General features: G+C 66.1%; 23 protein-coding genes. 15 read left to right on the top strand and 8 right to left on the bottom strand.

Translation table 11 applies throughout. The features are described 5' to 3' along the window. Positions 1-2: 2 nt before the first annotated feature. From LSI54_RS08305 to LSI54_RS08275, 7 genes are all read left to right on the top strand, one after another. Entirely contained in the window at positions 3-854 is an 852-nt protein-coding gene (locus LSI54_RS08305) for a carbohydrate ABC transporter permease (protein WP_241464977.1), read from the top strand. A gap of 21 nt (positions 855-875) precedes the next feature. Then, entirely contained in the window at positions 876-2,123 is a 1,248-nt protein-coding gene (locus LSI54_RS08300; protein WP_241464976.1) for an ABC transporter ATP-binding protein, read from the top strand. 161 nt (positions 2,124-2,284) lie between these two features. After that, positions 2,285-2,671: a glycine cleavage system protein GcvH gene (gene gcvH, locus LSI54_RS08295; RefSeq protein ID WP_241464975.1), complete on the top strand. Its 387-nt coding sequence runs from the start codon at positions 2,285-2,287 to the stop codon at positions 2,669-2,671. Positions 2,672-2,707: 36 nt separating this feature from the next. Beyond that, entirely contained in the window at positions 2,708-3,151 is a 444-nt protein-coding gene (locus tag LSI54_RS08290) for an FHA domain-containing protein (protein ID WP_241464974.1), read from the top strand. A gap of 91 nt (positions 3,152-3,242) precedes the next feature. After that, on the top strand, positions 3,243-4,007 hold the full coding sequence (gene ftsR, locus LSI54_RS08285) for a transcriptional regulator FtsR (RefSeq protein ID WP_241464973.1): 765 nt from the start codon (positions 3,243-3,245) through the stop codon (positions 4,005-4,007). Positions 4,008-4,021: 14 nt separating this feature from the next. Further along, a complete protein-coding gene (locus LSI54_RS08280; RefSeq protein ID WP_241478127.1) occupies positions 4,022-4,525 on the top strand; it encodes a bifunctional nuclease family protein in 504 nt (167 codons plus the stop codon). A gap of 193 nt (positions 4,526-4,718) precedes the next feature. After that, positions 4,719-5,324: a MerR family transcriptional regulator gene (locus LSI54_RS08275; RefSeq protein WP_342357807.1), complete on the top strand. Its 606-nt coding sequence runs from the start codon at positions 4,719-4,721 to the stop codon at positions 5,322-5,324. A 66-nt stretch (positions 5,325-5,390) separates the two neighbouring features. Here LSI54_RS08275 and LSI54_RS08270 read toward each other — a convergent pair whose 3' ends face one another. Then, the gene (locus LSI54_RS08270; RefSeq protein WP_241478126.1) at positions 5,391-6,179 is read right to left on the bottom strand and encodes a ParA family protein; all 789 of its coding nucleotides are present in this window, start codon (positions 6,177-6,179) and stop codon (positions 5,391-5,393) included. A 65-nt stretch (positions 6,180-6,244) separates the two neighbouring features. Next, a complete protein-coding gene (locus LSI54_RS08265) occupies positions 6,245-6,574 on the bottom strand; it encodes a putative quinol monooxygenase (RefSeq protein WP_241464970.1) in 330 nt (109 codons plus the stop codon). Between the two features lie 191 nt (positions 6,575-6,765). Here LSI54_RS08265 and LSI54_RS08260 point away from each other — a divergent pair, with 191 nt between their 5' ends. The 3 genes from LSI54_RS08260 to LSI54_RS08250 all read left to right on the top strand — a co-directional run bounded on the left by LSI54_RS08260 (position 6,766) and on the right by LSI54_RS08250 (position 10,225). Next, on the top strand, positions 6,766-7,611 hold the full coding sequence (locus LSI54_RS08260; RefSeq protein ID WP_241478125.1) for a DUF4190 domain-containing protein: 846 nt from the start codon (positions 6,766-6,768) through the stop codon (positions 7,609-7,611). 356 nt (positions 7,612-7,967) lie between these two features. Continuing rightward, positions 7,968-9,416 carry a mycothione reductase gene (locus tag LSI54_RS08255; RefSeq protein WP_241478124.1) on the top strand — a complete coding sequence of 483 codons (1,449 nt, stop codon included), beginning with the start codon at positions 7,968-7,970 and terminating at the stop codon, positions 9,414-9,416. 206 nt (positions 9,417-9,622) lie between these two features. Further along, a complete protein-coding gene (locus LSI54_RS08250) occupies positions 9,623-10,225 on the top strand; it encodes a mycothiol-dependent nitroreductase Rv2466c family protein (protein WP_241478123.1) in 603 nt (200 codons plus the stop codon). Positions 10,226-10,390: 165 nt separating this feature from the next. Here the strand turns inward: LSI54_RS08250 and LSI54_RS08245 are convergent, their stop codons facing one another. Continuing rightward, complete coding sequence (locus LSI54_RS08245; protein ID WP_241470963.1) at positions 10,391-11,155, bottom strand: SDR family oxidoreductase; 765 nt, start codon at positions 11,153-11,155, stop codon at positions 10,391-10,393. Between the two features lie 81 nt (positions 11,156-11,236). On the opposite strand from LSI54_RS08245, the gene valS reads away from it, so the two are divergent. Beyond that, complete coding sequence (gene valS / locus LSI54_RS08240) at positions 11,237-13,924, top strand: valine--tRNA ligase (RefSeq protein ID WP_241470964.1); 2,688 nt, start codon at positions 11,237-11,239, stop codon at positions 13,922-13,924. Between the two features lie 109 nt (positions 13,925-14,033). Here valS and LSI54_RS08235 read toward each other — a convergent pair whose 3' ends face one another. The 3 genes from LSI54_RS08235 to LSI54_RS08225 all read right to left on the bottom strand — a co-directional run bounded on the left by LSI54_RS08235 (position 14,034) and on the right by LSI54_RS08225 (position 16,695). Continuing rightward, positions 14,034-14,741: an MgtC/SapB family protein gene (locus LSI54_RS08235; RefSeq protein WP_241464962.1), complete on the bottom strand. Its 708-nt coding sequence runs from the start codon at positions 14,739-14,741 to the stop codon at positions 14,034-14,036. Positions 14,742-14,860: 119 nt separating this feature from the next. Next, positions 14,861-14,992, bottom strand: coding sequence for a putative transporter small subunit (locus LSI54_RS08230; protein ID WP_241464961.1), 132 nt, complete (start codon positions 14,990-14,992; stop codon positions 14,861-14,863). Then, positions 14,989-16,695: a sodium:solute symporter family protein gene (locus tag LSI54_RS08225; protein ID WP_241464960.1), complete on the bottom strand. Its 1,707-nt coding sequence runs from the start codon at positions 16,693-16,695 to the stop codon at positions 14,989-14,991. The genes LSI54_RS08230 and LSI54_RS08225 overlap by 4 nt, the downstream gene beginning before the upstream one ends. Positions 16,696-17,320: 625 nt before the next feature. Here LSI54_RS08225 and ileS point away from each other — a divergent pair. The 4 genes from ileS (at position 17,321) to ndk (ending at position 23,055) form a co-directional block, all read left to right on the top strand. Then, positions 17,321-20,710 (top strand): isoleucine--tRNA ligase, encoded by a 3,390-nt coding sequence (gene ileS, locus LSI54_RS08220; RefSeq protein ID WP_241478122.1) that lies wholly within the window; start codon positions 17,321-17,323, stop codon positions 20,708-20,710. Continuing rightward, positions 20,707-22,083, top strand: coding sequence for a bifunctional folylpolyglutamate synthase/dihydrofolate synthase (locus LSI54_RS08215; protein ID WP_241478121.1), 1,377 nt, complete (start codon positions 20,707-20,709; stop codon positions 22,081-22,083). Before ileS ends, LSI54_RS08215 begins: the two co-directional genes overlap by 4 nt. 86 nt (positions 22,084-22,169) lie before the next feature. After that, positions 22,170-22,649 (top strand): DUF4233 domain-containing protein, encoded by a 480-nt coding sequence (locus LSI54_RS08210; protein ID WP_241470967.1) that lies wholly within the window; start codon positions 22,170-22,172, stop codon positions 22,647-22,649. After that, entirely contained in the window at positions 22,642-23,055 is a 414-nt protein-coding gene (gene ndk / locus LSI54_RS08205; RefSeq protein WP_241464956.1) for a nucleoside-diphosphate kinase, read from the top strand. Before LSI54_RS08210 ends, ndk begins: the two co-directional genes overlap by 8 nt. A gap of 87 nt (positions 23,056-23,142) precedes the next feature. Here the strand turns inward: ndk and LSI54_RS08200 are convergent, their stop codons facing one another. Both LSI54_RS08200 and LSI54_RS08195 read right to left on the bottom strand, forming a co-directional pair. Beyond that, on the bottom strand, positions 23,143-24,180 hold the full coding sequence (locus LSI54_RS08200; protein WP_241470968.1) for an ABC transporter ATP-binding protein: 1,038 nt from the start codon (positions 24,178-24,180) through the stop codon (positions 23,143-23,145). Continuing rightward, positions 24,177-25,115, bottom strand: a complete 939-nt coding sequence (locus tag LSI54_RS08195; protein WP_241470969.1) for an ABC transporter permease — start codon at positions 25,113-25,115, stop codon at positions 24,177-24,179. Before LSI54_RS08195 ends, LSI54_RS08200 begins: the two co-directional genes overlap by 4 nt. Between the last annotated feature and the right edge of the window lie 71 nt (positions 25,116-25,186).

The raw sequence follows: 25,186 nt of genomic DNA, 5'->3' as shown, positions 1-25,186 counted from the left end.
AGATGGCCTCCAACGGCAAGCTCACCGGAAAGCAGCGCCTGGGATGGACGGTGCTGAGCGTCGTCGTCCTGGTCTATGCACTGTTCCCAGTGGCCGCGATCCTGGCCACCAGCTTCAAGACTCAGGCGGATCTCGGCACTGCCTCCTTCCTGCCTGGCAGCCCCACCTGGGCGAACTACGAGATGATCCTCTTCGGGGACGCCCAGGGCCTGTTCCTCACGGCGCTGCGCAACTCCATCGGCATCACCCTGATCGCCACCTTCATCGCCGTGGTGCTGGCCACCCTGTGTGCCTACGCCATCGCGCGGCTGGACTTTCCGGGCAAGAAGATCATCCTCGGATCCGCTCTGGCGGTGTCGGTCTTCCCCGTGATCTCAGTGGTCATTCCGCTGTTCAACCTGTGGCGCAACATCGGGCTCTATGACACCTGGCTCGGGCTGATCATCCCGTATCTGTCGCTGACGCTGCCGATCTCGATCTGGACGCTCGCCGCGTTCTTCCGGCAGATCCCCTGGGACCTCGAGCAGGCGGCGCAGGTGGACGGCGCCACCCAGTGGCAGGCCTTCCGACGAGCGATCGTGCCGCTGGCCATGCCCGGTGTCTTCACCACCGCGATCATCGCGTTCTTCATCGCCTGGAACGACTTCGTCTATGGGATCTCGCTGACCTCCACCGAAGCCGCCAGACCCGTTCCTGCGGCGCTGGCCTTCTTCACCGGGGCTTCCCAGTTCGAGGAACCCACCGGCGCAATCTCCGCGGCTGCCATCGTCGTGACCATCCCCGTCGTCGTTCTGGTGCTGCTCTTCCAGCGCCAGATCGTATCCGGACTGACCCAGGGCGCCGTCAAGGGCTGAGTAGATAAGGACTCCACTGCAATGTCATCCATCACGCTTAAGAATCTCGTCAAGAAATACGACGACGGCTTCCCAGCTGTCAACGACATCTCCATAGACATCGAAGACGGCGAGTTCATCATCCTGGTGGGACCCTCCGGCTGCGGAAAGTCCACGCTGCTGCGCATGATCGTGGGCCTCGAGGACATCACCGAGGGTGACCTGCTCATCGGCGGGGAGCGCGTCAATGAGAAGGCCCCGCGCGAACGCAACCTCGCCATGGTCTTCCAGAGCTACGCGCTCTACCCGCACCTGACCGTCTACGAGAACATCGCGTTCCCGATGCGGCTGACCAAGGGGAAGTTCACCAAGGAAGAGATCGATGAGAAGGTCCGCCACGCGGCAACCATGCTTGAGCTCACCGAGCACCTGGACCGCAAGCCGGCGAATCTCTCCGGCGGTCAGCGTCAGCGTGTGGCCATGGGCCGCGCGATCGTCCGCGAGGCCGACGCGTTCCTCTTCGATGAGCCGCTCTCGAACCTCGATGCGAAGCTCCGCGGGCAGATGCGCGCAGAGATCGCCAGGCTCCAGCGTGAGCTCAACACCACCAGCGTCTACGTCACCCACGATCAGACCGAGGCGATGACCCTGGGGGACCGGGTGGCAGTGCTGAAGAAGGGTCTGCTCCAGCAGATCGCCTCCCCGCGGGAGCTCTATGAGCAGCCGGCGAACCTCTTCGTCGCCGGATTCATCGGCTCACCGTCGATGAACTTCCTGCCCGGCACCGTGGAAGGCAATGTCTTCTCCACTCCGCTGGGCAAGATCGAGATCCCCGACCGTGCGGCAAAGGCCGGCGAAGGACGCGACATCGTCCTGGCGGGCATCCGCCCGGAGTTCTTCGACGATGCCTCCCAGCTCAGCGAGGCTCAGCTCTCCAAGGGCACGACCTTCACCGCAGAGATCAGCCACAGCGAGTGGATGGGCAATGAGCAGTACGCCTATGTCTCCTACGAGACCGACGAACGGGTCCACGAGACGCTGCGCAACCTCGCCGAAGAGATGGACGCCGACGAGCTGCGCACGCAGCTCGTGGTCGAGGTCGATGCGACCTCGCGCTTCCGCAGCGGTGACACGGCCGAGCTCTGGCTGGACACCCGCAGGATGCACCTCTTCGACCCAGCCACCGGGGAGAACCTCACCCGGGACGAAGAAGCCGGCGCGGAGCTCACTCGCGAGGCCCGCGAGGACCGCAAGCGCGACGCCGAGCGGTTCGTCGCCCGGCAGGGCTGACCGGAGCGCCGCCGTCCCGGTTGACCTGCGGGGTCATACCGTCAGGTCGGCCTTGGGTGCTAAGTTGTTCGCAGACAGACCTGACGCTCAGCAGGACAGACCGCCGCGAGGCGGCTGTCCGCTGAGCAGTCAACACCAGGCCGAAGAGTTGGAGCGCAAGCATGAGCACCGTCCCCGAAGATTTCAAGTACAGTGCCGAGCACGAATGGATCGGCACCACCGAGGATTCACTCGTGGTGCGCGTGGGCATCACCGACTTCGCTCAGGACGCCCTCGGTGAGGTCGTCTACGTGGAGCACCCCGAGGTCGGCGCTACCGTCGCCTCCGGTGATGTGGTCGGCGAGGTCGAATCCACCAAATCTGTATCAGACATCTTCGCGCCGGTCGCGGGAGAGATCGTCTCCGTCAACACGGATCTCGACGAGAACCCCGGTGCCGTGAACTCGGCCCCCTACGCCGCGGGCTGGCTGTTCGAGATCAAGCTCGCAGAATCCTCGGGGGCAGATTCGCTGCTCTCTGCCGAGGATTACAAAAACCAAGTAGGCTGAAGGCCGCCAGCAGGCAGGCCGGCGAGAGGAGGCGACGTGGAGAGCACGCGAGAACATGACAGCAGTCAGAGTGCGGCGGAGACGACGAGCATCTCGTTGCCGCCAGCCGATGCGCACGCGGGGGAGCCTCACCTATCTGAGGATGACAAGCAGGCCATCGCGGCGCTGCCCAAGAACTCCGCTCTGCTGATCGCCCACAGCGGCGCCAATCAGGGAGCTCGGTTCTTGTTGGATCAGGACCTGACCACTGTAGGCAGGCATCCGGAGGCGGGGATCTTCCTCGACGATGTCACCGTGTCACGGCGTCACGTAGAACTGAATCGGGAGGGTCTGGGCTTCCAGATCCGGGATCTCGGCAGCCTCAACGGCACATACGTGAACCACGACCGCGTGGACGAGTATGCGTTGAGGCCAGGTGACGAGGTGCAGATCGGCAAATTCCGGCTGACCTTCTATGCCGGATCCAAAGAATCCGACTGACCGGTGACTCGAGATCCCAGGGCGGACCGGAGGGGAACGTTATCCTGAAGCCGATCTCGTCCCTTCCCCACAGCCCGAAAGAGGACACGCAGTGAGTGCTTCCGCAGCGTCGAAGTCGAAGCCGAAACCGGCCCCGCCCTCGACCGAGCGCGCCGCCAAGCATGTCTTCACCATCTCTGAAGTCCTGCGGGAGCTGCAGAACGAATTCCCGGATCTCACCGCATCGAAGCTGCGCTTCCTCGAGGAGCGCGATCTGGTGGAACCGGCCCGGACCGCCTCGGGCTACCGCAAGTACTGTGCGTCCGACGTCGAGCGGCTGCGCTTCATCCTGGCGCTGCAGCGCGACCGGTACATGCCGCTGGACGTCATCAAGCAGACGATGGACGTCATCGACTCAGGCGAGACCCCCGAAGAGCTGCCGCAGGCGCCTCCGGTGGGTCCCCGTGAAGTCACCGATGAGATGGCAGCTCAGATCACCGGACGCATCCGGCCGATGTGCCGCAAGGAGCTGCGCGCCCACTCCGGCGCCACGCGCGGGATGCTCGACACGCTGGAGAAGTTCCGCATCATCCAGGCCGATGGCGAGGGCAACTACAGCCACCACGATCTCAAGGCAGTCAAGGCGGTCCGGGTGCTGGCACGCTATGGGCTTGAACCGAAGCACCTGGTCAACATCCGGCGCTCCGCGGACAATGAGCTGGACCTGATCGCGCGCGCCATGGCCCCGCATGCCGCCCGCAAGGACACCGCCGCCCGAGCGCGGGTGGCAGAGTCCTCCAAGGAGATGCTCCAGTGCCTGAAAGACCTGCGAGCTTCAATCATGGACACATCGGTCGAGCAGTTGGACAAGAACTGACCTAGACTTGGATCATGGAGAGCCAGCTTGTGCCGCTGGATGTCGTGGGAGTTCGGATCGAGCTTCCATCGAAACAGCCTGTGGTGGTGCTTCGAGGCGCCGAACCCGGACTGGAGAATCTCCATGTGGCCGTCCTGGTGGGACCTGCCGAGGCCAATGCCGTCGCCATGGCGATGGAGAAGAAGGTCCCGCCCCGGCCGATGACTCACGACCTGCTCGCCGAGGTCATGACCAGGCTCGGCTCGGGAGTGCGCTCCGTGGAGATCGGCATGCTCGACTCTTCGACCTACCGCGGGACCATCACGCTGGGCAGTGGTCGCAGCTTCGATGCCCGGGCCTCAGACGCCATCGCAGTGGCGGTGCGGGTGCAGTGCCTGGTCACCATGGACCGCGATATGCTCACTCGGGTCGGGATCACCCCGCGCACCGCCGCCACCGGGCAGCGTCCCATCTCCGAGGATGAGATCAAGGAGTTCCGCCGGTTCCTGGACAACGCCGAGCCGGAGGATTTCCAGTGAAGCAGGCCCGCTGCGGACGCCAGACTAGTGCAATCGCGCGACACGCCGTAGAGTAAATTTCAAATGTCTTTGACCCATAGCGGCTGCGGCAATACCGTCAAGGGACAAGACTCTCGCACGCACCTTCCTCGTCGCTCTCGCGTCGCAGGGACGCGCTTCCCCGGCGGAGTCGAGCACTTCAGGAGGGTACCAGGTGGGTCCAGAATCGCACGCGGGCACTAAGCGTGTTCGGCCAGGGCAGGCGGCTGCCCAGCAGCCCCTGTTCAGTGACGGCCTGCCCGAGCTCGACGAGGAGCTGGGCTACCGCGGTCCGGTCGCCTGCGCCGCCGCCGGAATCACCTACCGCCAGCTGGACTACTGGGCGCGCACGAAGCTTGTCCAGCCCTCCATGCGCAACGCCGCCGGGTCCGGCTCGGCGCGTCTCTATTCCTTCCGCGACGTCCTGGTCCTTAAAGTCGTCAAACGCCTGCTGGACACCGGCGTCTCGCTCCAGCAGATCCGCAGCGCGATCGAGCACCTGCGCGAACGCGGCGTCGATGACCTCGCGCAGATCACCCTGATGTCAGACGGTGCCTCGGTCTATGAATGCACCTCCGCCGACGAGGTCATCGACCTCGTGCAGGGCGGACAGGGAGTCTTCGGCATCGCCGTAGGCCGGGTCTGGCGCGAAGTCGAGGCCAGCCTGGTGGAGCTCCCGCGTGAGCGCACCGAGCCCGACGCGGTCCCCGAGCTCGAAGCCTTCGGTTCCGCCGGCGACGAGCTTGCCCAGCTCAGAGCCCGCCGCTCCCAAGCCTCTTAGCGCCCCACCCGTCTCCATCGAGGGGCGGAGTCTCGGTGCACCTGAGTGCGATCCAGGCGAGACCGCTCAGACCAGCTGCTCAAGCAGCTGGTCGAAGGACCTCGCCAGGTCCCTGACCTGATCGCTCGGCCACTGGTGCACCGGGTAGGCCGCGCCCTGGATCTGCTGCCAGAAGGGGTTCTCCTCCAGGACCGGAAGCATCAGCTTGTCCTTGTAGAGCCGTTCCATCTCGAGCAGCCGGTACTCGTGCTCGGCGGAGTCCGCGCGGACACGGTTGACCACCACACCGGCCGACTTGAGCTGCGGCGCGTACTCGTTGGAGAACATCCGGATGGCGCGCATCGTACGCTCTGTGCCGGCCACGGAGAACAGGCTCGGCTCGGCCACCATCAGCACACCGTTGGACGCCGACCAGCCGATCCGGGTCAGCCCGGCCAGCGAGGGCGGGCAGTCGATGAGCACCAGGTCATAGCCGGTGACACGATCCAGCAGCAGCAGCCGCAGCCGCCGCATGTCGCGGGGCCGGATATCGGGGCGATCGAATGCGGCGGAGAGCGCGGAGCCCACGACGACGTCCAGCGTCGCGTCGGAGCGATGTTCCTGGGGGAGCAGATCCACCCAGCCGGAGCGGACCACATGGTCGCTGAGGTTGGCGCGCTTGGCGTCGCGCAGCAGCTGACCTGCCTCCGTGCCGGTGCCGCGGGCGACCGCGAGCCCGGTGGTGGAGTCCGCATGGGGGTCGAGGTCGACGACGAGGGTCCGCACCCCCTGATGGAGGGCGGCCGAGGCAAGGCCCATGGTGACCGAGGTCTTACCGACCCCGCCCTTCAGACTGGAAACGCTCAAGATCTGCACGCTACCCATCATAGGGATGATCTGCGGTGTTCCCTTCCCCGGCGCTCCGCGCGGCGAGAGTGGGGTCAGTTGATCTTCATCTCGCCCATCTCCTCCCAGTCCTCACCCTCGATCTGCCGGGAGATGATCTTCGGGGTGGAGACCAGGGCCGCTGCCATGGCGCCGTCCGAGCTGACCGCCCGCTGGAAGTGCGCCGATTCCACGTGCGGACCGGCGGCGTCGTCGTCGAAGGCCTCGATGAGCACATACTCGTTGGGGTCCTCCACGCTGCGGGACCATTGGAACCACTTGTTCCCGGGCTCGGCGCGGGTGGCTTCGGTGAACTCAGCCGTGATCGCAGGCCACTTTTCTGCGTGTTCGGGCTTGACCTGGAATTTCACGACGATGAAGATCATGTGGATCCTGCTCTCTCACGATTAGGGGAGTGGGCCGCGGACTGTCCGCTGGGAATGGCCGTTCACTGGCACGTTGTTCAGTCTGCCTTGTCCAGCGAGATGACGCCATGACCAAGACCGATGATGCTGAAGTCAGCAGCGTTCTTGCTTCTCGATGGTGACTCGTATCACGTAGCCTTTAACGTGATTCCGTGCGGCTCCAAACCACCGCGGCTTTACTCGCCCGCATCAACGTCCCCCACCTTGACGAGGCAACCATGTCTGACCGGTATCAGCAGAACCCGCAACAGTACGACCCGTATCAGCAGTATTCACCAGTGTCACCGACGCCAGCCAAGACAGGTATCGGCATCGCGGCAATGGTCCTTGGCATCGTGGCGATCGTCTTCGCGTTCATTCCCGTTGTTGGATTGCTCAACTTCTTGCTCGCACCCCTAGCCATCATCTTGGGCATCATCGCGGTCGTGAAGCGTCGCGGCCGCGGCCAGGGCATCACGGGTGTCGTCACCGGCGCCGTCGGCCTGGTTATCGCCACCATCGGCGTCGCATTGGCCGGAGCCATCTTCATCAGCGTCGATGACGAGATGCAGAACCTCGAAGAATCCCAGGAAGAGGCTGAGGAGGAGATCGAGGCAATCGCCGAAGCAGACGACGCAGTCGAAGACGCCGACATCGAAGAGATCGAGGAAGAGGTCGCCGAGGAGGAGGCACCTGCCGAAGAAGTCGAGGCCAGCGGGGAATGGGTAGAAGTTGCCACCCTCTCGGGAACCGGCAACCAGCGTGGCGAGGTCTTCGAGGTCACTGGCGACGTCCGGCTCTCCTACGAATTCAACGGAGACGACGACTTCGGCATCGCCGGTGTTTATCTCATGGACGAAGGCAGCAACCTCACTGAAGACGGGGGTCTTCCCGAGGTCATGCTCAACGGCTCAGACAGCGGCGAGACTATGATCTACCGCTCCGCCGGCAACTACTACCTCGACGTCACCGCGGCCAACTACAGCGACTGGACCGTCACCGTCGAAGAACAGCAGTAACTCCATCAGCGACGGCCGAAGGGCCCCACTGCGCACGAAGAAACTTCCGACTGGCACAAGCTGGATGGGGCGCTTCTTCGTCTGGCAGCGCGGCTCGTGGCCGTGGACGTCAGCCGCGTGCAAGAACGCTCGTCTTCTTCAGCGCCGGCACCTCCAGGTTCCCGATCGGGGGCTGGCCGTTCCTGCTGACTGGGACTAGTCACATTGTTATGGGAGGCCGCAGCGGTCACCACCGAGGTCCTGGTGATGTTCACCAGCGGTTACGCCGCCGGCCCACGACAACCGACCTGACCGCCGAGGGATTCCCCGCGAGGCCGCTGTGAAGCCGGTCCGACGTTCCCGTCTAGGATGGCCGCATGGCCCACTATGACCTCTCCATCATCGGCTCCGGCTCCGGGAACTCCCTGATCACACCCTTCTGGGATGATAAACGCGTCGTCCTGGCGGACAAGGGTGCAGGGGGCACGGGAGCCTTCGGCGGCACCTGCCTCAATGTGGGCTGCATCCCCACCAAGATGTTCGTCCGCCCGGCGGCGCTGGCCCGAGGGCCTGTCGAAGCGGCCCGGCTCAACGTCACCCAGGAGACCACCGACGTGGACTGGCCCGCCATGCGGGACCGGGTCTTCTCCCGCATCGACGCCATCTCGGCCGGCGGCCGGCACTACCGGGAGGTCGAGCTGGACAACGTCGACCTCGTCGCCGAGAAGGTCACGCTCACCGGGGACTTCAGCCAGCCGCCCTTCGCCTTCGTCTCCGAATCAGGGGTCCGGGCCGAGGCTGACCAGCTGGTCATCGCCGCCGGCTCCCGTCCGGTGCTCCCGGACGTCGCGGGCATAGGCCTCCCCGGGGTGCACACCTCGGACACCATCATGCGCATCGACCAGCGGCCCGACAAGCTGCTGATCCTCGGTGGCGGCTACATCGCCTGCGAGTTCGCAGGGGTGTTCTCAGGCTTCGGAACAGAGGTCATCCAGATCAACCGCAGCCACGGACTGATGACCGCACTGGACCACGACATCTCCGCGGCCTATACGGCCGAGGCGGAGAAGAACTGGACCGTGCACTACGAGCGCACCATCACGAGCATCTCCGAGCACGGCCCGGGCCTGCGAGTCGAGCTGGTCACCTCTGACGGCCGGGTCGAGCACTACGACGTGGACGCGGTCCTGGTGGCCATCGGCCGCACCCCGAACACCGACCTCATCGGTGCCCGAGAGGTCGGGCTCGATGTCCACCCGAACGGACGCCTCTTGGTGGATGAATACCAGCGGGTGCTCATGCAGGGCGAGCCCGTGGACGGCCTCTATGCGCTCGGCGACGTCAGTTCCGAGGCGATGCTCAAGCACGTGGCGAATCAGGAGGCCCGGGTGGTCGCCCACAACCTGGTGCATCCGGACCGGATCCGGCCCTCACGGCATGAGGCCATCCCCTCGGCGATCTTCTCCTTCCCCGAGATCGCCCAGGTCGGGGCGACCGAGGCGCAGGCGGCACAAGCCATCGGTGAGGAGCACCTCACCACCAAGATCCAGAGGTACGGCGACACCGCCTACGGCTGGGCGATGGAGGATGGCAGCGGGATCTTCAAGGTGATCGCGGACCGCCGCACCGGCCAGATCCTCGGGGCCCACGTCATGGGCTACCAGGCTTCGAACCTGATCCAGCCGGTCATCCACGCGATGAGCTTCGGCCAGGACGCCTACACCGCCGCCCGCGGCCAGTACTGGATCCATCCGGCCCTGATGGAGGTCACCGAGAATGCGCTCCTGGGCCTGGAAGTCCCGATCGCAGAGGACGCCCCGCTCTGAGGTGACCTGGGCGGATCCGATCTGATCCCGGGAGCACAGGTGGCGCCACTGACAGCGCCGCCGCAGGAATGGAATCAGCAGCGCCCCAGTTGTGACCACGAGAAGCACCTGCAGCAGAATCATCTCCGTTGACGAGCTGCAGCTGACACGAACCAACACTGATCCGTGCGCGGAGGCTGAATGCCCCGCGCCGAGAGGAGTCCTTCATGGCTGAACGCGTCGATTTCTGGTTTGACCCGCTGTGCCCCTTCGCCTGGGTGACATCACGCTGGATCCTGGAGGCGGAGAAGGTCCGCGACATCGAGGTGCACTGGAACGTGATGAGTCTGGGCGTGCTCAACGAGGCCAAGAACCCCTCACCGGCCGAAGATCCCGAGCAGCTCGCCCGCTGGATCCCCGCCCGCGCCGCCACCGCTGTCGCGCTGCAGCACGGTGAGGCCAAGGTCGGCGAGTTCTACACCGCCGCCGGCACCGAGATCCACAACAACGGCAACAAGGACTTCGAGTCCGCCACGCTCAACGCGCTGCGCGCCGTGGGCCTGCAGGAGGACCTCCTCGCCGAGGCCAAGACGGATAAGAACGACTCCGAGATGCGCGCCTCCCACGACAAGGGCATCTCCCTGGTCGGTCAGGACGTCGGCACCCCGGTCGTGGCGTTCCAGGGCACCGCGTTCTTCGGTCCGGTGCTCACCCGGATTCCGCGCGGCGAGGACGCCGGCAAGGTCTTCGATGGCGCCGTGGCCCTGGCGCAGTTCCCGTACTTCTTCGAGCTCAAGCGCTCACGCACGGAGTCCCCAGTCTTCGACTGAGCCGGACTTCCACCATGTGACGTCACTTCAGAACGCCACCACACGACGACGCCGGCGCGGGCTTGAGAGCCCGCGCCGGCGTCGTCGTCGGTTCTGCTGGCGTCGGCCCTCGAGGCAGCAGCCTCGGGTCGGTGCCGCGTCAGGCGGCCGGGGTGCCGCGGCTGATCACTCCTCGCGGATCACCTTGTGCTGGGCGGCCTGGGCGACCGGGCGGACCACCACCTGGTCCAGGTTCACGTGGTGGGGGAGGGTGACTGCGGCGGCGATGACCTCGGCGATGTCCTCGGCCACCAACGGGCGCTTGACTCCGCGGTAGACCGCCTCGGCGGCGGCCACATCGCCGCGCAGCCGCTTGGCGGTGAACTCCTCGGTGGCCACCATGCCGGGCAGCACCTCGATTACGCGGATGTTGTGCTCGGCCTCCTCCAGGCGCAGCGCGCCGGTGAGTGCGTGCTCGCCGAACTTCGCCGCGTTATAGCCTGCCCCGCCCTCATAGGGGGCGAGGGCGGCGGTGGAGGTCACGGTGAGGATCGTGCCCTCGCCGTGGGCGCGCAGCATCGGGACGAAGGCCTTGATCATGTTCAACGCGCCCAGCACGTTGACCTCGTACATCCAGAGCCAGTCCTCGGGTCGTCCCTCGGCGACCGTGTCCATGCCCAGCGCGCCGCCGGCGTTGTTGATCAGCGTGTCGATCCCGCCGGCCGCGGTGACCTCTTCCAGCGCGGCCGCCACCTGCTCCGGGTCGGTGACGTCGCAGATGATCGGAATGATCCCCTCCTGCTCGGCCAGGCTCTCGAGCTTCTCGGCCCGGCGGGCGACGGCGAAGACCCGCCAGCCCTCGGTGGTGAGGCGGTGCGCGGTGGCGGCGCCGATCCCGGAGGAGGCGCCGGTGACCAGGGCGCTGCGGGTGGAGGCATCAGTGTCAATCATGAAGACAGCCTAGTGAGCGGGGTGCTCCGGGAGAACCGCCCGTTCAATATGTGACACTGCCGCCGTGAGAGAATGGCCAGCATGGCTGATCACACTCCGGGCACAGACGCGCCCGCCACCGAGACCCTTTCCACAGACGCATCCCACGGCACCGCCGCGCGCAAGACCCCCGTGGTCCCGGACCGCCCGGCGCTGGAGGGCCTCGAGGAGAAGCTCCACACCGCCTGGCAGGCCGAGGAGATCTACCACTTCAACGAGGACACCGAGCGCGCGGATGTCTACTCCATCGACACTCCGCCGCCCACCGCCTCCGGGGCGCTGCACGTGGGGCACATGTTCTCCTACACGCAGACCGACGTGATGGCGCGCTTCATGCGGATGTCGGGCAAGAACGTCTTCTATCCGTTGGGCTGGGACGACAACGGTCTGCCCACCGAGCGCCGGGTGCAGAACTACTACGGCGTGCGCTGTGACCCCGCGCAGCCCTACGACCCGGACTACACCCCGCCGGAGAAGCCGGCCAAGAACCAGCGCGACTGGGACGCCATCAGCCGGGCGAACTTCATCGAGCTCTGCGAGACACTCACCGTGGAGGACGAGAAGATCTTCGAGGATCTCTTCTCCCGGCTGGGCCTCTCCGTGGACTGGCGCCAGACCTACCGCACCATCGACGACGATTCTCGCGCCGCCTCCCAGCGCGCCTTTCTGCGCGACATCCATGCCGGCAACGCCTACACCGCCCAGGCGCCGACGCTGTGGGACATCACCTTCCGCACCGCAGTGGCCCAGGCCGAGCTGGAGGCCAAGGACCACCCCGGGGCGTACCACCGCTATCCCTTCACCGTGAAGGACACCGGTGAGCAGGTCTTCATCGAGACCACCCGCCCTGAGCTTCTGCCCTCCTGCGTGGCCCTGGTCGCGCACCCTGACGATGAGCGCTACCAGCAGCTCTTCGGCAAGACCGTGATCTCCCCGCTCTTCGGCGTCGAGGTCGAGGTCAAGGCGCACGGACTGGCACAGCCGGACAAGGGCTCCGGGGCCGCCATGATCTGCACCTTCGGCGACATGACGGACGTGACCTGGTGGCGTGAGCTGCAGCTGCCCACCCGCGCGCTGATCGGCCGCGACGGCCGCTTCTCCCGCGAGACCCCGGAATGGATCAGCTCCGCCGAAGGCCGGGCGAACTACGAGCAGCTCGCCGGCAAGACCGTGCATTCTGCCAAGGAAGCCGTGGTGGAGCTGCTCAAGGCCGCTGATCTGCTCGACGGTGAGCCGAAGAAGATCACCCACGCGGTGCACTTCTACGAGAAGGGCGACAAGCCGCTGGAGGTCGTGACCTCGCGGCAGTGGTACATCCGCAACGGCGGCCGCGACGCCGCCCGCCGGGAGAAGATGGTCGCCCGCGGCAAGGAGATCTCCTGGCACCCGGCCTTCATGCGCTCGCGCTACGAGAACTGGGTGGAGGGCCTCAACGGTGACTGGCTGGTCTCTCGGCAGCGCTTCTTCGGCGTGCCGATCCCGGTCTGGTACCCGCTCAACGCCGACGCCGAGCCCGACTATGACAACCCGCTGCTGCCCGAGGAGGCGCTGCTGCCGGTGGACCCGGCCTCGCAGGTCCCCGCCGGGTATGAGGAGTCCCAGCGCGGCGCCGCCGGCGGCTTCATCGGCGAGGCCGACGTGCTGGACACCTGGGCCACCTCGGCGATCACCCCGCACATCGCAGGCCGCTGGGAGAAGGACAACGACTTCTTCAACAAGGTCTTCCCCTTCGACCTGCGCCCGCAGGGCCACGACATCATCCGCACCTGGCTCTTCGCCTCCGCGGTCCGCGCGAACTCGTTGAACGACTCCGTGCCGTGGACCAACACCGCGATCTCCGGATGGATCCTGGACCCGGACCGGAAGAAGATGTCCAAGTCCAAGGGCAACGTGGTCGTGCCCACCGAGCCGCTGGAGCAGTTCGGCTCCGACGCGGTGCGCTACTGGGCTGCCTCGGCCAAGCTCGGCGCGGACACCGCCTACGAGGTCGCGCAGATGAAGATCGGTCGACGGCTGGCGATCAAGCTGCTCAACGCCTCGAAGTTCGCACTGAACCTGGGCGTGACCGAGGCCCACATCATCACCGACGACGCTGGAGCCCAGGTCCTCACCGAGCCCCTGGACCGCGCCCTGATCGCCGAGCTGCGCACCGTGGTGGAGCAGGCCACCAAGCACTTCGCCGACTATGACTACGCCCGGGCGCTGCAGCTGGTGGAGTCATTCTTCTGGTCCTTCACCGACGACTACGTGGAGCTGGTCAAGGATCGCGCCTACGGCTCACGCGGCGAGCAGGCGCAGGACTCGGTGCTGGCGGCCCTGGCCACCACGCTGGATTCGCTGCTGCGGCTCTTCGCTCCGGTGCTGCCGTTCGTGACCGATGAGGTCTGGCGCTGGTGGCGCAACGGCTCGGTGCACTCCACCCAGTGGCCGGAAACCTCCGGGCTGGAATCCGTGCAGGGCTCGGCCGGGATGCTGGACTCCGTCGCGCAGGTGCTCTCGGGTCTGCGCAAGGTCAAGTCCGAGGCCAAGGTCAAGCAGCGCACCGAAGTGATCACCGCCAAGGTCTTCGCGCCGGAGCGGACGCTGGCCCACATCGACGCGGCGATCGCGGACGTGCAGGCGGCCACTCGGGCGCGCTCCCTGGAACTGGTGGTTCAGTCCGAAGCCGTGCAGCACGTGGTCGTCACCGACGTGGAGCTCGTCGAGGAAGAGCAGCCCGCCCAGGTCTGACGCTTCCGCGAAGTCAAGAAATCGTAGAGCCATAGCCGATCATCGGGCTATGGCTCTACGATTTCTTCATCGCTGGACAAGCTGACCGCCCTGCGCGGGACCGGGTAGGTCAGTCGTTCTCCTCGGTCACGGTGCGGATCTCCAGGACGCCGTCGAGCTCCTGGAGTGCTTCGAAGAGGTGTTCCCGGCCCACGCGCTGGGTGCGGGTGAAGGTCATCGTGGCGTCCACCGCGAACCCATCGCCGACCTCGAGCCGTCGGGTACGCACCAGCCGGGTCTCATAGCCCCACTGAGCCGCGGCGCCGAGGATCTCGCGCAGGATCCCGCGACCGTCTGCGTAGCGCACGATATAGCGTTCGGAGCGGTCGTGGCGGGGGAGTCGGCGGACCAGGTTCGTCACCACGGTGACCGAGAGCAGGTAGAAGACCACGGTCAGCCCAGCGATCACCGGCATGCCGGCCCCGCAGGCCATCCCGACGGCGGCCGTCACCCAGATCGACGCCGCGGTGGTCAGCCCGGAGACGACGTTCTGCCGGACGAAGATCACCCCTGCGCCGATGAAGCCGATCCCGCTGACGATCTGCGCGGCGATCCGCGACGGGTCCAGGACCACGTCCCCGCCGATGAGGTGCGAGAACCCGTAGGCGGAGACCAGGGTGAACAGGGCCGAGCCCATGCCGACCAGGATGTGGGTGCGCGCTCCGGCGGACTTCTGCCGGATGTCACGCTCGATCCCGATGGTCGCGGACATCAGGAACGCGAGGGTCAGGAGCAGAATCTGCGTCGGGGCCGTCTCCGGCCAGACATCGATGTTCATCACCGGCTCCTCTCGAGATCCCACATCACCCTATAGCGCCGTCGTCGCGCGGCACAGTCCTGCCGGGGGCCGCCCCAGGGCAGGGCAGCCCCCATGCCGGGCGGCCCTGCGTCCAGACATCAGATGATGTCCTGCCCGGACTCGCGAGCCTTCTTCCAGTCGGCGAAGAAGGCGTAGCCGATCACGCCCATGACCGCGAGCACGATCAGCGGCCACATCAGGGTGTAGAGGGTCATCGCAAGGGGGCTCATCGGGTGTCTCCCACTGTTGTCGGTTCAGGGTTGGCGGTGCTGGCAGCATCTGCGGGGCCGGCTGCCGCGTCGTCGTCGAAGTTGCCGGTCCGCTGCGCGATCAGCGCGAAGTCGAACTCGGCGTTGCCGCGCACCGACATCGCCCAGCAGACGATGGTGCTGACCGCATAGGCGACCAGCGAGGCGCTGAGCGTGGCGTAGTCGTGCAGGAAGCCGATGACGAACGGCGCCGAGACGACGGCGGCGATCACCGCCACCACCTTGGCGACCTTCATTCCGAAGAAGCCGAAGCACATCAGCCCCAGGATCACCGCGATGCCGACCACCGAGAGCAGGTCCACGAAGATCCCGACCGCCCCGGAGAGCGGGAACCATTCGAAGCGCACCGGCACGAAGCAGGCCAGCGCCGCGAGCACCGAGACGGTGAAGGCCTTGTTGGTGACCTTCTTCCAGTAGAAGCTGGCCAGCACCGGGAAGACCAGCGCGCCCCAGAGTGCGCCGACGAACACCAGCAGGTCCAGGATGCTCAGCTGCAGGCTGGCGAAGCTCACCGCCGCGGCGGTGGCCAGCAGCATGGTCACTCGGCCTACCAGAAGCATGGTCTGCGGGTTGGCCTTGGCCTTGCCGGCCACGTTCTGCCCGTAGACATCGGCCATCATGATCGAGGACATCGCTGAGAGGTCGGAGTCAGCGGTGGAGGAGAGGGCGCCGATGATCATCACGAAGAAGATCGCCAGCAGCGCCGCGGGCAGGTAGCTCGCCGCCATCTCGGGAATGATGTTGTTGACGTCGCCGTCGGTGGGTTCGAAGCCCAGGTAGAGGGCCATCACGCCGAACATGCCCACCCCGATGACCATGGCGCCATAGCCGATGGTGGCGGTGATGAAGGTCGGCTTGATCAGATCCTCGCGCACGGCGAAGAGCCGCTGGGCGATGGTCTGGTTGCCGATCGCGTAGGCGAGCACCGCCGCGATATAGGGCGCCCCCTGATTCAGGAACGCCTCGCTGGAGAAGAAGCTCTGCTGTTCGGGCGAGAGGTTCTGCGCGCCGGTCTCGAAGGCGGACGGGAAGTCCGCGGCGAAGAAGATGAACGGGATGATCACGGCCACGGCCCCGAACATCGCCATGACCTGGATGAAGTCGGTGAGCACCGAGGCGCGGAAGCCGGACCACAGCGTGTAGAGCAGCACCCCGGCGGCCACGGTAAGCACGCCCTGGATGAAGGTGAACGGAGAGAGCATCGCGATCAGCACCCCGCCGGCGATGAAGTTCGACATCAGCGAGATCAGGCTGCCCACCACATTGGAGCCCGCGAGCATCAGCTGACTCGAGCGTCCGTGCCGGGCGTACATCACCTCGGCGATGCTGTGCGCCCGCGGCGCCACCGCGCGGATCCGCTTGCCGAAGGGGTAGATGAACAGGATCATCAGCGCCCCCCAGAGCCCGTAGTGGATGGGCCCGGAGATCCCGTAGGTGTACCCGGCCTCGGCGGAGGCGTACATCGACGACGCCCAGATCCAGGTCGCGGTCATGGATGCCGCGGAGATCCCGAAGCCGATCTTGTTGCCGGCCGTCATGTATTGGTCAGCGTTCTCCTTCTTCTTCCTGATCCGATGCGAGACCAGGTAAGTCCCCCCGTAGAAGGCCACCAGCAGCAGCACCACCGTGATGGCGCCGAACTGGACTGCGCTTGATTCGTTCACGTCGTATGTTCCCCTCGTTGAGTATCAGTCGTCTCGCTGCATTCACTCGTCGTCACATCCGCCTGGCGCCGCATTTTTGGGCGCGCACAGGCAAGGCATCGCGTGACGCCGCATCGTGCTTCAACGGATCCGTGGCCGCGCTCTGAGCTCATGACGCGGGCCTGTTCTCAGGCCTCGGCGGAGCTGGTGCAGATGGCGCGGGACGGTGTCCCCTCGTGGCGGCCGGGCCGCACCCTCATCCATCAAAGGGGGTGAACCAGGCCACAAGCAGTAGACCGTAACACACTGCCTATTTCACTCGACCGTTCCCGGTGCCCGGGGCACCGGCCCCGGATGGCCCCTCAGGCACGGACCCAGTAGACTGAACACCAGCAGCTTTGACCCGGCCATCACCGGTGAGCTTCCGGTAGAACCGGTCCCGCGGCATCACCCCCGCGGCGCCTCAGTAGAGCCGGACGGGTAAGCCCGTCACAGCAGTCATGGAGAGGCCCGACGACGGCGCGTCCTCAGCTCCTTCACGGGGCAGGGACGGCAGGCGTGGGGCAAGCAAGGTGGTACCGCGCCCGGCAGGCGTCCTTGTGAGTGCGTCAGACCATCGCTCAGCACCACAGCAGGACGGACCTCCATGACCGAGAACAACTCTCCCGTGTATCCCCGCGCATCAGCCGCCGAGTCAGGCGCGCGTCGGATCCCCGCCTCCCCGCGCTTCCCGAAGATCGAAGAGCGCGTGCTGGCGCAGTGGGAGAAGGACGGCACCTTCCAGGCCTCCATAGACAACCGGCCCACCGAGGACGCCTCCGGTGAGGCCAACGAGTTCGTCTTCTACGACGGTCCGCCCTTCGCCAACGGTCTGCCGCACTACGGTCATCTGCTCACCGGCTACGTCAAAGACCTCGTGGCGCGTTACCAGACCCAGCGCGGCTCCCGGGTGGAGCGGCGCTTCGGCTGGGACACCCATGGGCTGCCCGCCGAGCTCACCGCCATGAAGGAACTCGGCATGACCGACAAGGCCGAGATCGAGGCCTTCGGCGTGGACAAGTTCAACGACGCCTGCCGTGCCTCGGTGCTGAGGTACACCGGCGAATGGGAATCCTATGTGCACCGCCAGGCCCGTTGGGTGGACTTCGAGAATGACTACAAGACGCTCAACGTGGACTACATGGAATCGGTCATCTGGGCCTTCAAGCAGCTGCACGAGAAGGGCCTGACCTACCAGGGCTTCCGAGTGCTGCCGTACTGCTGGAAGGACGAGACCCCGCTGTCCAACCACGAGCTGCGCATGGACGACGACGTCTACAAGGACCGCCAGGACCCCTCGGTCACCGTGGCTTTCCCGATCACCGGAGGCGGCGCGCACGGCGACGCCCTCACCGGGGTCAACCTGTTGGCCTGGACCACCACACCCTGGACCCTGCCCACCAACTTCTCCGTCGCCGTGGGTCCTGAGGTGGATTACGTCGTCGTCCAGGCACCCGCAGATTCCGCGCTGCCCGGCCGGCACCTGATCGCTGCCGAGCTGCTCGGCGCCTACGCCAAGGACCTGGGGTTCACCGACGCTGAAGCCACCGACGTGCAAGCCACCGACGTGCAAGCCACCGACGTGCAAGCCACCGAAGCGGTGCCTGCCACCGCGGCCGAGGCGGCCGCCGCCGCCGTCGTCGCCCGCTACCAGGGCACCGAGCTGGCCGGGCTCGAGTACGCGCCGCTGTGGGACTACTACACCGACACCGAGACCTGGGGCACCGAGCACGCCTTCCGGGTGCTGGTGGAGGACTACGTGACCACCACCGACGGTACCGGGCTGGTCCACCAGGCCTCGGCCTACGGTGAAGAGGACCAGCGCTCCTCCGAGGAGGCCGGGATCCCGGTGATCCTCTCCGTGGACGAGGGCGCCCGGTTCCTGCCGATGTTCGCCCAGCCCACCCCCACGGGCAAGACCCCGCTGGCCGAGATCGCCGGGGTCCAGGTATTCGAGGCCAACCGCACCATCATCAACGAGCTCAAGACCTCCGGGCGACTGGTTCGTGAGGCATCCTATGTGCACTCCTACCCGCACTGCTGGCGCTGCCGCACCCCGCTGATCTACAAGGCGGTGACCTCCTGGTACGTGGCTGTCACCCAGGTCAAGGAGCGGATGCTCGAGCTCAACGAGCAGATCAACTGGATCCCAGGCAACGTCAAGCACGGCCAGTTCGGCAAATGGCTGGAGAACGCCCGCGACTGGTCGATCTCCCGCAACCGCTACTGGGGCAGCCCGCTGCCGGTCTGGGTCTCGGACGATCCGGAGCACCCGCGGACCGAGGTCTACGGCTCGCTGGAGGAGCTCAAGGAGGCCTTCGGCGACTACCCGCGCAACGCCGAGGGGGAGCCCGACCTGCACCGGCCCTGGATCGATGCGCTGACCCGCCCGAACCCCGACGACCCCACGGGCGCCTCCACGATGCGCCGGGTCGAGGACGTCCTGGACGTCTGGTTCGACTCCGGGTCGATGCAGTTCGCCCAGGTCCACTACCCCTTCGAGAACGCGCAGTGGTTCGCCGATCACCACCCGGCGGACTTCATCGTGGAGTACATCGGGCAGACCCGCGGCTGGTTCTACACCATGCACGTCCTGGCCACCGCGCTCTTCGACCGCCCGGCCTTCACCAACGTGATCAGCCACGGGATCGTGCTGGGCTCCGACGGCCAGAAGATGTCGAAGTCGCTGCAGAACTACCCGGACGTCTCCGAGGTCCTGGACCGCGACGGCTCCGACGCGATGCGCTGGTTCCTGATGTCCTCGCCGATCCTGCGCGGCGGCAACCTGGTGGTCACCGAGGAGGGCATCCGTGAGAGCGTCCGCCAGGTGCTGCTGCCGATGTGGAACGCCTGGCACTTCTTCGGGCTCTACGCCAACACCGCCAACCAGGGCGCCGGCTACCAGGCCAAGTCCGTGGGGGCCGACGACGTCGCCAGCCCGCTGGACCGCTACATCCTCGCCGCCACCGGTGATCTGGTCCGCGAGGTCACCTCCTCGCTCGACGCCTACGACGTCTCCGCCGCGTGTGAGTCGCTGCGCCGGTTCTCCGACACGCTGACCAACTGGTACATCCGCCGGTCTCGGGCCCGCTTCTACGCCGAGGACTTCGCCGCCTACGACGTGCTCTACACGGTGCTGGAGACCTTCGCCCGGGTCTCGGCACCGTTGCTGCCGCTGATCAGCGAGGAGATCTGGCGCGGCCTGACCGGGAAGCGCTCGGTGCACCTGGCCGACTGGCCAGACCCTGAGGACTATCTGCGCGACGAGCGTGCCGTGGAGCTGATGGAGCTCACCCGTCTGGTCAGCTCCGCCGGGTCCTCGCTGCGCAAGCAGGCGAATCTCCGGGTCCGCCAGCCGCTGGCCAAGCTCTCCGTGGCCGTGCCGCAGGCTCAGGCGCTGGAAGGCACCTACCAGCAGATCATCGCCGATGAGCTGAACCTCAAACAGGTCCAGCTGCTCGACGCCGCGCAGACCGATGCGGCGGACTTCGGCATCGGACAGCAGCTGGTGGTCAACGCCCGCGTCGTCGGCCCCCGACTGGGCAAGCAGGTCCAGCAGGCCATCAAGGGCGCGAAGTCCGGTGACTGGTCGGTCGAGGCCGGCGTGGTGACCGCTGGAGGGTTGGAGCTCTTCGATGGTGAGTACACTTTGAGCACCACGGTCTCCGAAGAGCTCGGCGAGAAGGCCGTCACGGTCCTGGACGGTACGGGCGGCTTCCTGGTGCTGGACACGGAGCTCAGCGAGGAGCTGATTGCCGAGGGCACCGCCCGGGACCTGATCCGCAGCATCCAGCAGGCCCGCAAGGACGCCGACCTGCAGGTCTCAGACCGGATCGAGACCACGGTCACGGCGTCCCCGGCCATCGTCGCGGCGCTGGAAGCCCACCGTCAGCTCGTCAGCGAGGAGACCCTCACGGTGGATCTGCACCCGGTCGCCTGCGAGAGTTCAGCCGAACCGAGCATCCATGTGTCCGTCGTCGAAGGAGCTCGAGCATGAGCGAAGACCTTGATCAGTTCTCAGTGGCCAGCGTCTACGCGGAGCTGCTCTCGCGCGCACCGGAGAACAAGATGGAACCGCGGATGCAGCCCATGGTCGAGGCCATGGACCTGCTGGGGGAGCCGAACCGGACCGCGCCGGTCATCCACATCACCGGCACCAACGGCAAGACCTCCACCGCCCGGATGATCGAGGCCGGCCTGCTGGCCCACGATCTGCGCGTCGGGCGCTACACCTCCCCGCACCTGACCTCGGTGACCGAACGGATCTGCCTCGACGGCCAGCCGGTCGACGACGGCACCTTCGTGCGGATCTGGGACGAGGTGCGCCCCTTCATAAGCCTGGTCGACGCGAAGCTGGCCGACCGCGGCGAGGTCCCGCTGACCTACTTCGAATGTGTCACCATCCTGGCGTTCGCGGTCTTCGCCGACGCCCCGGTGGATGTCATGGTGCTCGAGGTCGGCCTCGGCGGCATCACCGACGCCACCAATGTGGCCGACGGATCTGTCAGCGTGGTCACCCCGATCAGCCTGGACCACACCGACCTGCTCGGCGACGACGAGCGCGACATCGCCCTGGAAAAGTCCGGCATCATCAAGTCCGACGGGTTCCTGATCTCCGCCGCCCAGGTCCCGGCCGCGGCCGATGTGCTGCTCGCCGAGGCGCGGGCCAAGAATGTGCCATACCGCTTCGAAGGCGTGGAGTTCGGCGTCGAATCCCGGGTGCCTGGGGTAGGGGGTCAGCAGCTGACCGTCTCCGGCCTGGCCGGACGCTACCCGGACATCCTGCTGCCCCTGCACGGGGCGCACCAGGCGCAGAACTTCGCCGTGGCGGTAGCCGCTCTGGAGGCGTTCATCGGCGGGGGAGACCACGAGCTCAACATCGAGAACCTGCGCCTGGCCGCGGAGAACATCAGCGCCCCCGGACGACTCGAGACCCTGCGCACCGGCCCGAGCATCGTCGTCGACGCCGCGCACAACCCCGCCGGGATCACCGCCAGCGCGCAGGCGCTCAAGGAGAGCTTCGGGCTCTCCCGACTGGTGCTCGTGGTCGGGATCCTGCAGGACAAGGACGCCCGCGAGATGCTCACCGCGCTGTACAAGGAGTATGAGGGTCTGGTCGAGGACATCTGCTTCACCCAGTCCACCTCCCCGCGGGCCATTCCCGCAGGACAGCTCGGAACACTCGCGCTCGAGGTCGGCTACGCCGAGCAGGACATCTACGTCACCGAACGCCTCGACGACGCGATCGACTGGGCGGTGGGGCGCGCCGACGAGGCCGACCCGGGCCTGATCGGCGGCGTGCTGATCACCGGATCGATCACCCTGGTGGGTGAGGCCCGCACGCTGCTGGGCGCACCCGAGGGAACATGAGTCAAGACCCCGAGTCGAGCGGCGAACCAGAACCAGTTCAGAGAACCCCGCAAGAACCAGCACCCAGCACGAGGCAGGAGCAGAGGATGCCCAAGCAGACCCGCGCACAGCGCGAATGGCGCCCCGGACAGGTCAAGGCACCACGATCGGTGAAGACGCTGTTCGCCTCCACCGTGCTGTGCCTGGAGGCAGTGCTGATGTTCTTCTTCAGCCTCATGGCCTGGGGGTTGAACCAGAACGAGTGGTACGCCTGGTGGCTGCTGGGCGGCTCGCTGGCCCTGGCGGTGGTCCTGATCTTCACCTGCGCCATCCTGCAGCGCCGAGGCGGCTATGTGTTCGGCTGGGTGCTGCAGTTCGTGATGCTCTTCGGCTTCATCGCGGTGGCGCTGGTGACCAGCGAAGGCCTGATCGTGCCACTGGCAGCGATCCCCGGCGTGGCCTTCATGGCCTGCTGGTGGTACGCGCTGAACAAGGGCGATCAGCTCGACGACGAGAAGCTCGACAGATTCCGGGCCGAAGAGGCCCTGGCAGAGAACCCGACAAGTGAGGAGCACAAGAATGACTGAACGTACCCTGATCCTGGTCAAGCCCGACGGTGTTGAGCGAGGTCTGACCGGTGAGATCCTGCGTCGGGTGGAGGCCAAGGGCTACCGCGTCACCGCGCTGCAGCAGCTCAGCGCCAGCACCGAGCAGCTGGCGCAGCACTACGCCGAGCACGAGGGCAAGCCCTTCTACCAGCCGCTCGTGGACTTCATGCTCTCCGGCCCGGTGGTCGCCGCGGTCGTGGAGGGTGAGCGCGTCATCGAAGGCTTCCGCTCCCTTGCCGGCACCACCGAGCCGACGACGGCGGCTCCGGGCACGATCCGCGGAGACCTCGGCCGGGACTGGGGCGAGAAGGTGCAGAAGAACCTGGTCCACGGCTCCGACTCGGTGGAGTCCGCCGAGCGCGAGATCGGCATCTGGTTCAGCTGAGACCGCTCGGCTCCTCAGCTCAGCTGAAAGCCTGAACAGGACGGCGGCTCCGGTGGATGACTCTCCCGGGGCCGCCGTCATGTTCGCTCAGCGGCTCCGGCTGCCGCCGGCCTTCTTCGGCCGGGAGCCGGAGGTGAAGTCGACCTTGATCGGATCCAGCCGCAGCCGGGTGCGTTCGTAGACCACCTTGGCCGCGCGCATCCGACCGTTCGACTTGTGCGAGGTGTACTCCTCGTACTGCTCGCACACCCACTGCGGGTCGCCGTCGGCGAGCATCTCGCCCTGTTCGATCCAGATCACCCGGGTGCACATCTGCTTGATGGTGCCCAGCGAGTGTGAGACCAGGAAGACGGCGCCGGCATTGGCGCGCACTTCATCCAGGCGCTCCTTGGTGCGTGCGCGGAACTGGGCGTCACCGGTGTTCAGCGCCTCATCGATCAGCAGGATGTCCGGGTCGACGGAGGTGGCGATGGCGAACTGCAGCCGCGAGGACATGCCTGAGGAGTAGGTCTTCAGCGGCATCTCCAGGGCATCAGAGAGCCCCGAGATCTCCACGATCTGATCGTATTTCGCCGCAGTCTGCTCCGGCGAGAGCCCCATGGCCAGGCAGCCGAGCCGGATGTTCTCCCGGCCGGAGATCTCCTTGACCAGTGCGGCGTTGACGCCGAGCATCACCGGGGTCGACGTGGCGTAGACCTCACCGCTGGTGGGGCGGACCTTGCCGGTGAGCAGCTTCATCAGCGTGGACTTGCCGGACCCGTTGGTGCCGATCACGCCGACGGATTCACCGCGGTTGACGATGAAGCTCAGATTCGACAGGGCGTGGACCTCGGCCCAGCCGGCGCCGGTGATCCGTCTGAGGCCTCGAGCGATGCGACCGCCGGAGCCCTTGTTGCCCGTGGATGAGCGCACCCGGTAGGTCATGGAGGCGTCGTCGACGACCATGCAGACATTCTTCGGATCCACGGTCTGGATCACCGGGGTCTGCTGGGTGAACGGATGATCCTCCCAGGCGTCGGCCAGACCGACAGAATCATCGTCCAGTTCTATGGCGAGGTCTTGAGCGATCAGGTCAGCTTCGGTGTCGGTGTTGCGCCGCGGGACATAGGGAGTAGAGGTGCTCATCGTTCCTTCCCGTAGCTCTCTTCACCGTGCCAGAAGATCAGGAACCCGATAAGCATTGAACCAGCTGCCCAGGAGCCCAGGACGATCCAGCGGGCGGGATCAGCGAACCCGTCGTAGAGCCAGGCATGACGGATGATGTCGAGGACACAGAAGAGCGGGTTGAGGCCCATCACCGTGTCCAGCCAGTCAACACCCATGTCAGAGTATCGATCTGAGGAGAAGAACACCGCTGAGGTGTAGAACAGGATCCTGGTGCTGAAGCTGATCAAGTGCTTGACGTCGTTGTGCGCATTGACTGCTCGTGCCAGCGCGAGGGACCAGCCGAGCATCACCATCAGCGCCAGTGCGATGCAGGGGAAGAACAGCAGCCAATGCCAGGTCAGCGAGATCGGCACCTCGTCGGCGTCCCCGAGCTGCAGGTCTCCGATGCTCAGCACGAGCAGGGCCATCACGAAGAACATCGGGATGCTGGAGAAGAGCTCGCGGACCGTGGTGGAGATGACCAGGCAGGCACGAGGGAAGTTGAAGGCCTGCACCACTCGTTGGTTCCCGGCGATTGCGTTGGACCCGCCGGAGACCGCGGTGGTGAAGAAGCGGAAGGTGAACACGCCGATGATCAGATACCCGATGAAGTTGTCCACGCCGCGACCGGTCTGCAGCAGCAGGCCGAAGACGAAGAAGTATGCCGTGCCGAAGAGGATCGGATTCAGGATCATCCATACCCGGCCCAGCGAGTCATAGCTGTTGGCCGAGGCGACGCGGGAGTGAGAGTCGTAGTACAGGAAGTGGCGGAAGGACCAGATCTCGCGGATGTAGCGGAAGAGCCCCGGGCGGGCCCCGACCCGGATGAGGTTGCTGCCATCAAGTTGAGCGACCCTGCGAGCTTCGCCTGGCTCCTGGGGTCCACCGGCGCGCTCTAGAGCAGGTGCGGCCATGGTCGTTTCCTTCCTGATACCTCGATCGGGCAGGAGTGCCGTCTCGTTCTCGCGGTCCTCCTGCCTTGTTC

This window comes from Nesterenkonia sp. AY15, assembly GCF_022565855.1.
In the GTDB taxonomy this organism is placed as follows: domain Bacteria; phylum Actinomycetota; class Actinomycetes; order Actinomycetales; family Micrococcaceae; genus Nesterenkonia.
This window is presented reverse-complemented; position numbering and strand designations above follow the sequence as displayed.

Bases quoted from the DNA above. Each gene is read 5' to 3' on its own strand.
- LSI54_RS08300 (WP_241464976.1), top strand. From the start codon at position 876: ATGTCATCCATCACGCTTAAGAATCTCGTCAAGAAATACGACGACGGC.
- LSI54_RS08255 (WP_241478124.1), top strand. From the start codon at position 7,968: ATGGCCCACTATGACCTCTCCATCATCGGCTCCGGCTCCGGGAACTCC.
- LSI54_RS08245 (WP_241470963.1), bottom strand. From the start codon at position 11,155: ATGATTGACACTGATGCCTCCACCCGCAGCGCCCTGGTCACCGGCGCC.
- LSI54_RS08230 (WP_241464961.1), bottom strand. From the start codon at position 14,992: ATGAGCCCCCTTGCGATGACCCTCTACACCCTGATGTGGCCGCTGATC.
- ndk (WP_241464956.1), top strand. From the start codon at position 22,642: ATGACTGAACGTACCCTGATCCTGGTCAAGCCCGACGGTGTTGAGCGA.
- ileS (WP_241478122.1), top strand. From the start codon at position 17,321: ATGACCGAGAACAACTCTCCCGTGTATCCCCGCGCATCAGCCGCCGAG.
- LSI54_RS08210 (WP_241470967.1), top strand. From the start codon at position 22,170: ATGCCCAAGCAGACCCGCGCACAGCGCGAATGGCGCCCCGGACAGGTC.
- LSI54_RS08265 (WP_241464970.1), bottom strand. From the start codon at position 6,574: ATGATCTTCATCGTCGTGAAATTCCAGGTCAAGCCCGAACACGCAGAA.
- LSI54_RS08200 (WP_241470968.1), bottom strand. From the start codon at position 24,180: ATGAGCACCTCTACTCCCTATGTCCCGCGGCGCAACACCGACACCGAA.
- LSI54_RS08215 (WP_241478121.1), top strand. From the start codon at position 20,707: ATGAGCGAAGACCTTGATCAGTTCTCAGTGGCCAGCGTCTACGCGGAG.
- LSI54_RS08305 (WP_241464977.1), top strand. From the start codon at position 3: ATGGCCTCCAACGGCAAGCTCACCGGAAAGCAGCGCCTGGGATGGACG.
- LSI54_RS08250 (WP_241478123.1), top strand. From the start codon at position 9,623: ATGGCTGAACGCGTCGATTTCTGGTTTGACCCGCTGTGCCCCTTCGCC.
- LSI54_RS08280 (WP_241478127.1), top strand. From the start codon at position 4,022: ATGGAGAGCCAGCTTGTGCCGCTGGATGTCGTGGGAGTTCGGATCGAG.
- LSI54_RS08195 (WP_241470969.1), bottom strand. From the start codon at position 25,115: ATGGCCGCACCTGCTCTAGAGCGCGCCGGTGGACCCCAGGAGCCAGGC.
- gcvH (WP_241464975.1), top strand. From the start codon at position 2,285: ATGAGCACCGTCCCCGAAGATTTCAAGTACAGTGCCGAGCACGAATGG.
- LSI54_RS08235 (WP_241464962.1), bottom strand. From the start codon at position 14,741: ATGAACATCGATGTCTGGCCGGAGACGGCCCCGACGCAGATTCTGCTC.
- valS (WP_241470964.1), top strand. From the start codon at position 11,237: ATGGCTGATCACACTCCGGGCACAGACGCGCCCGCCACCGAGACCCTT.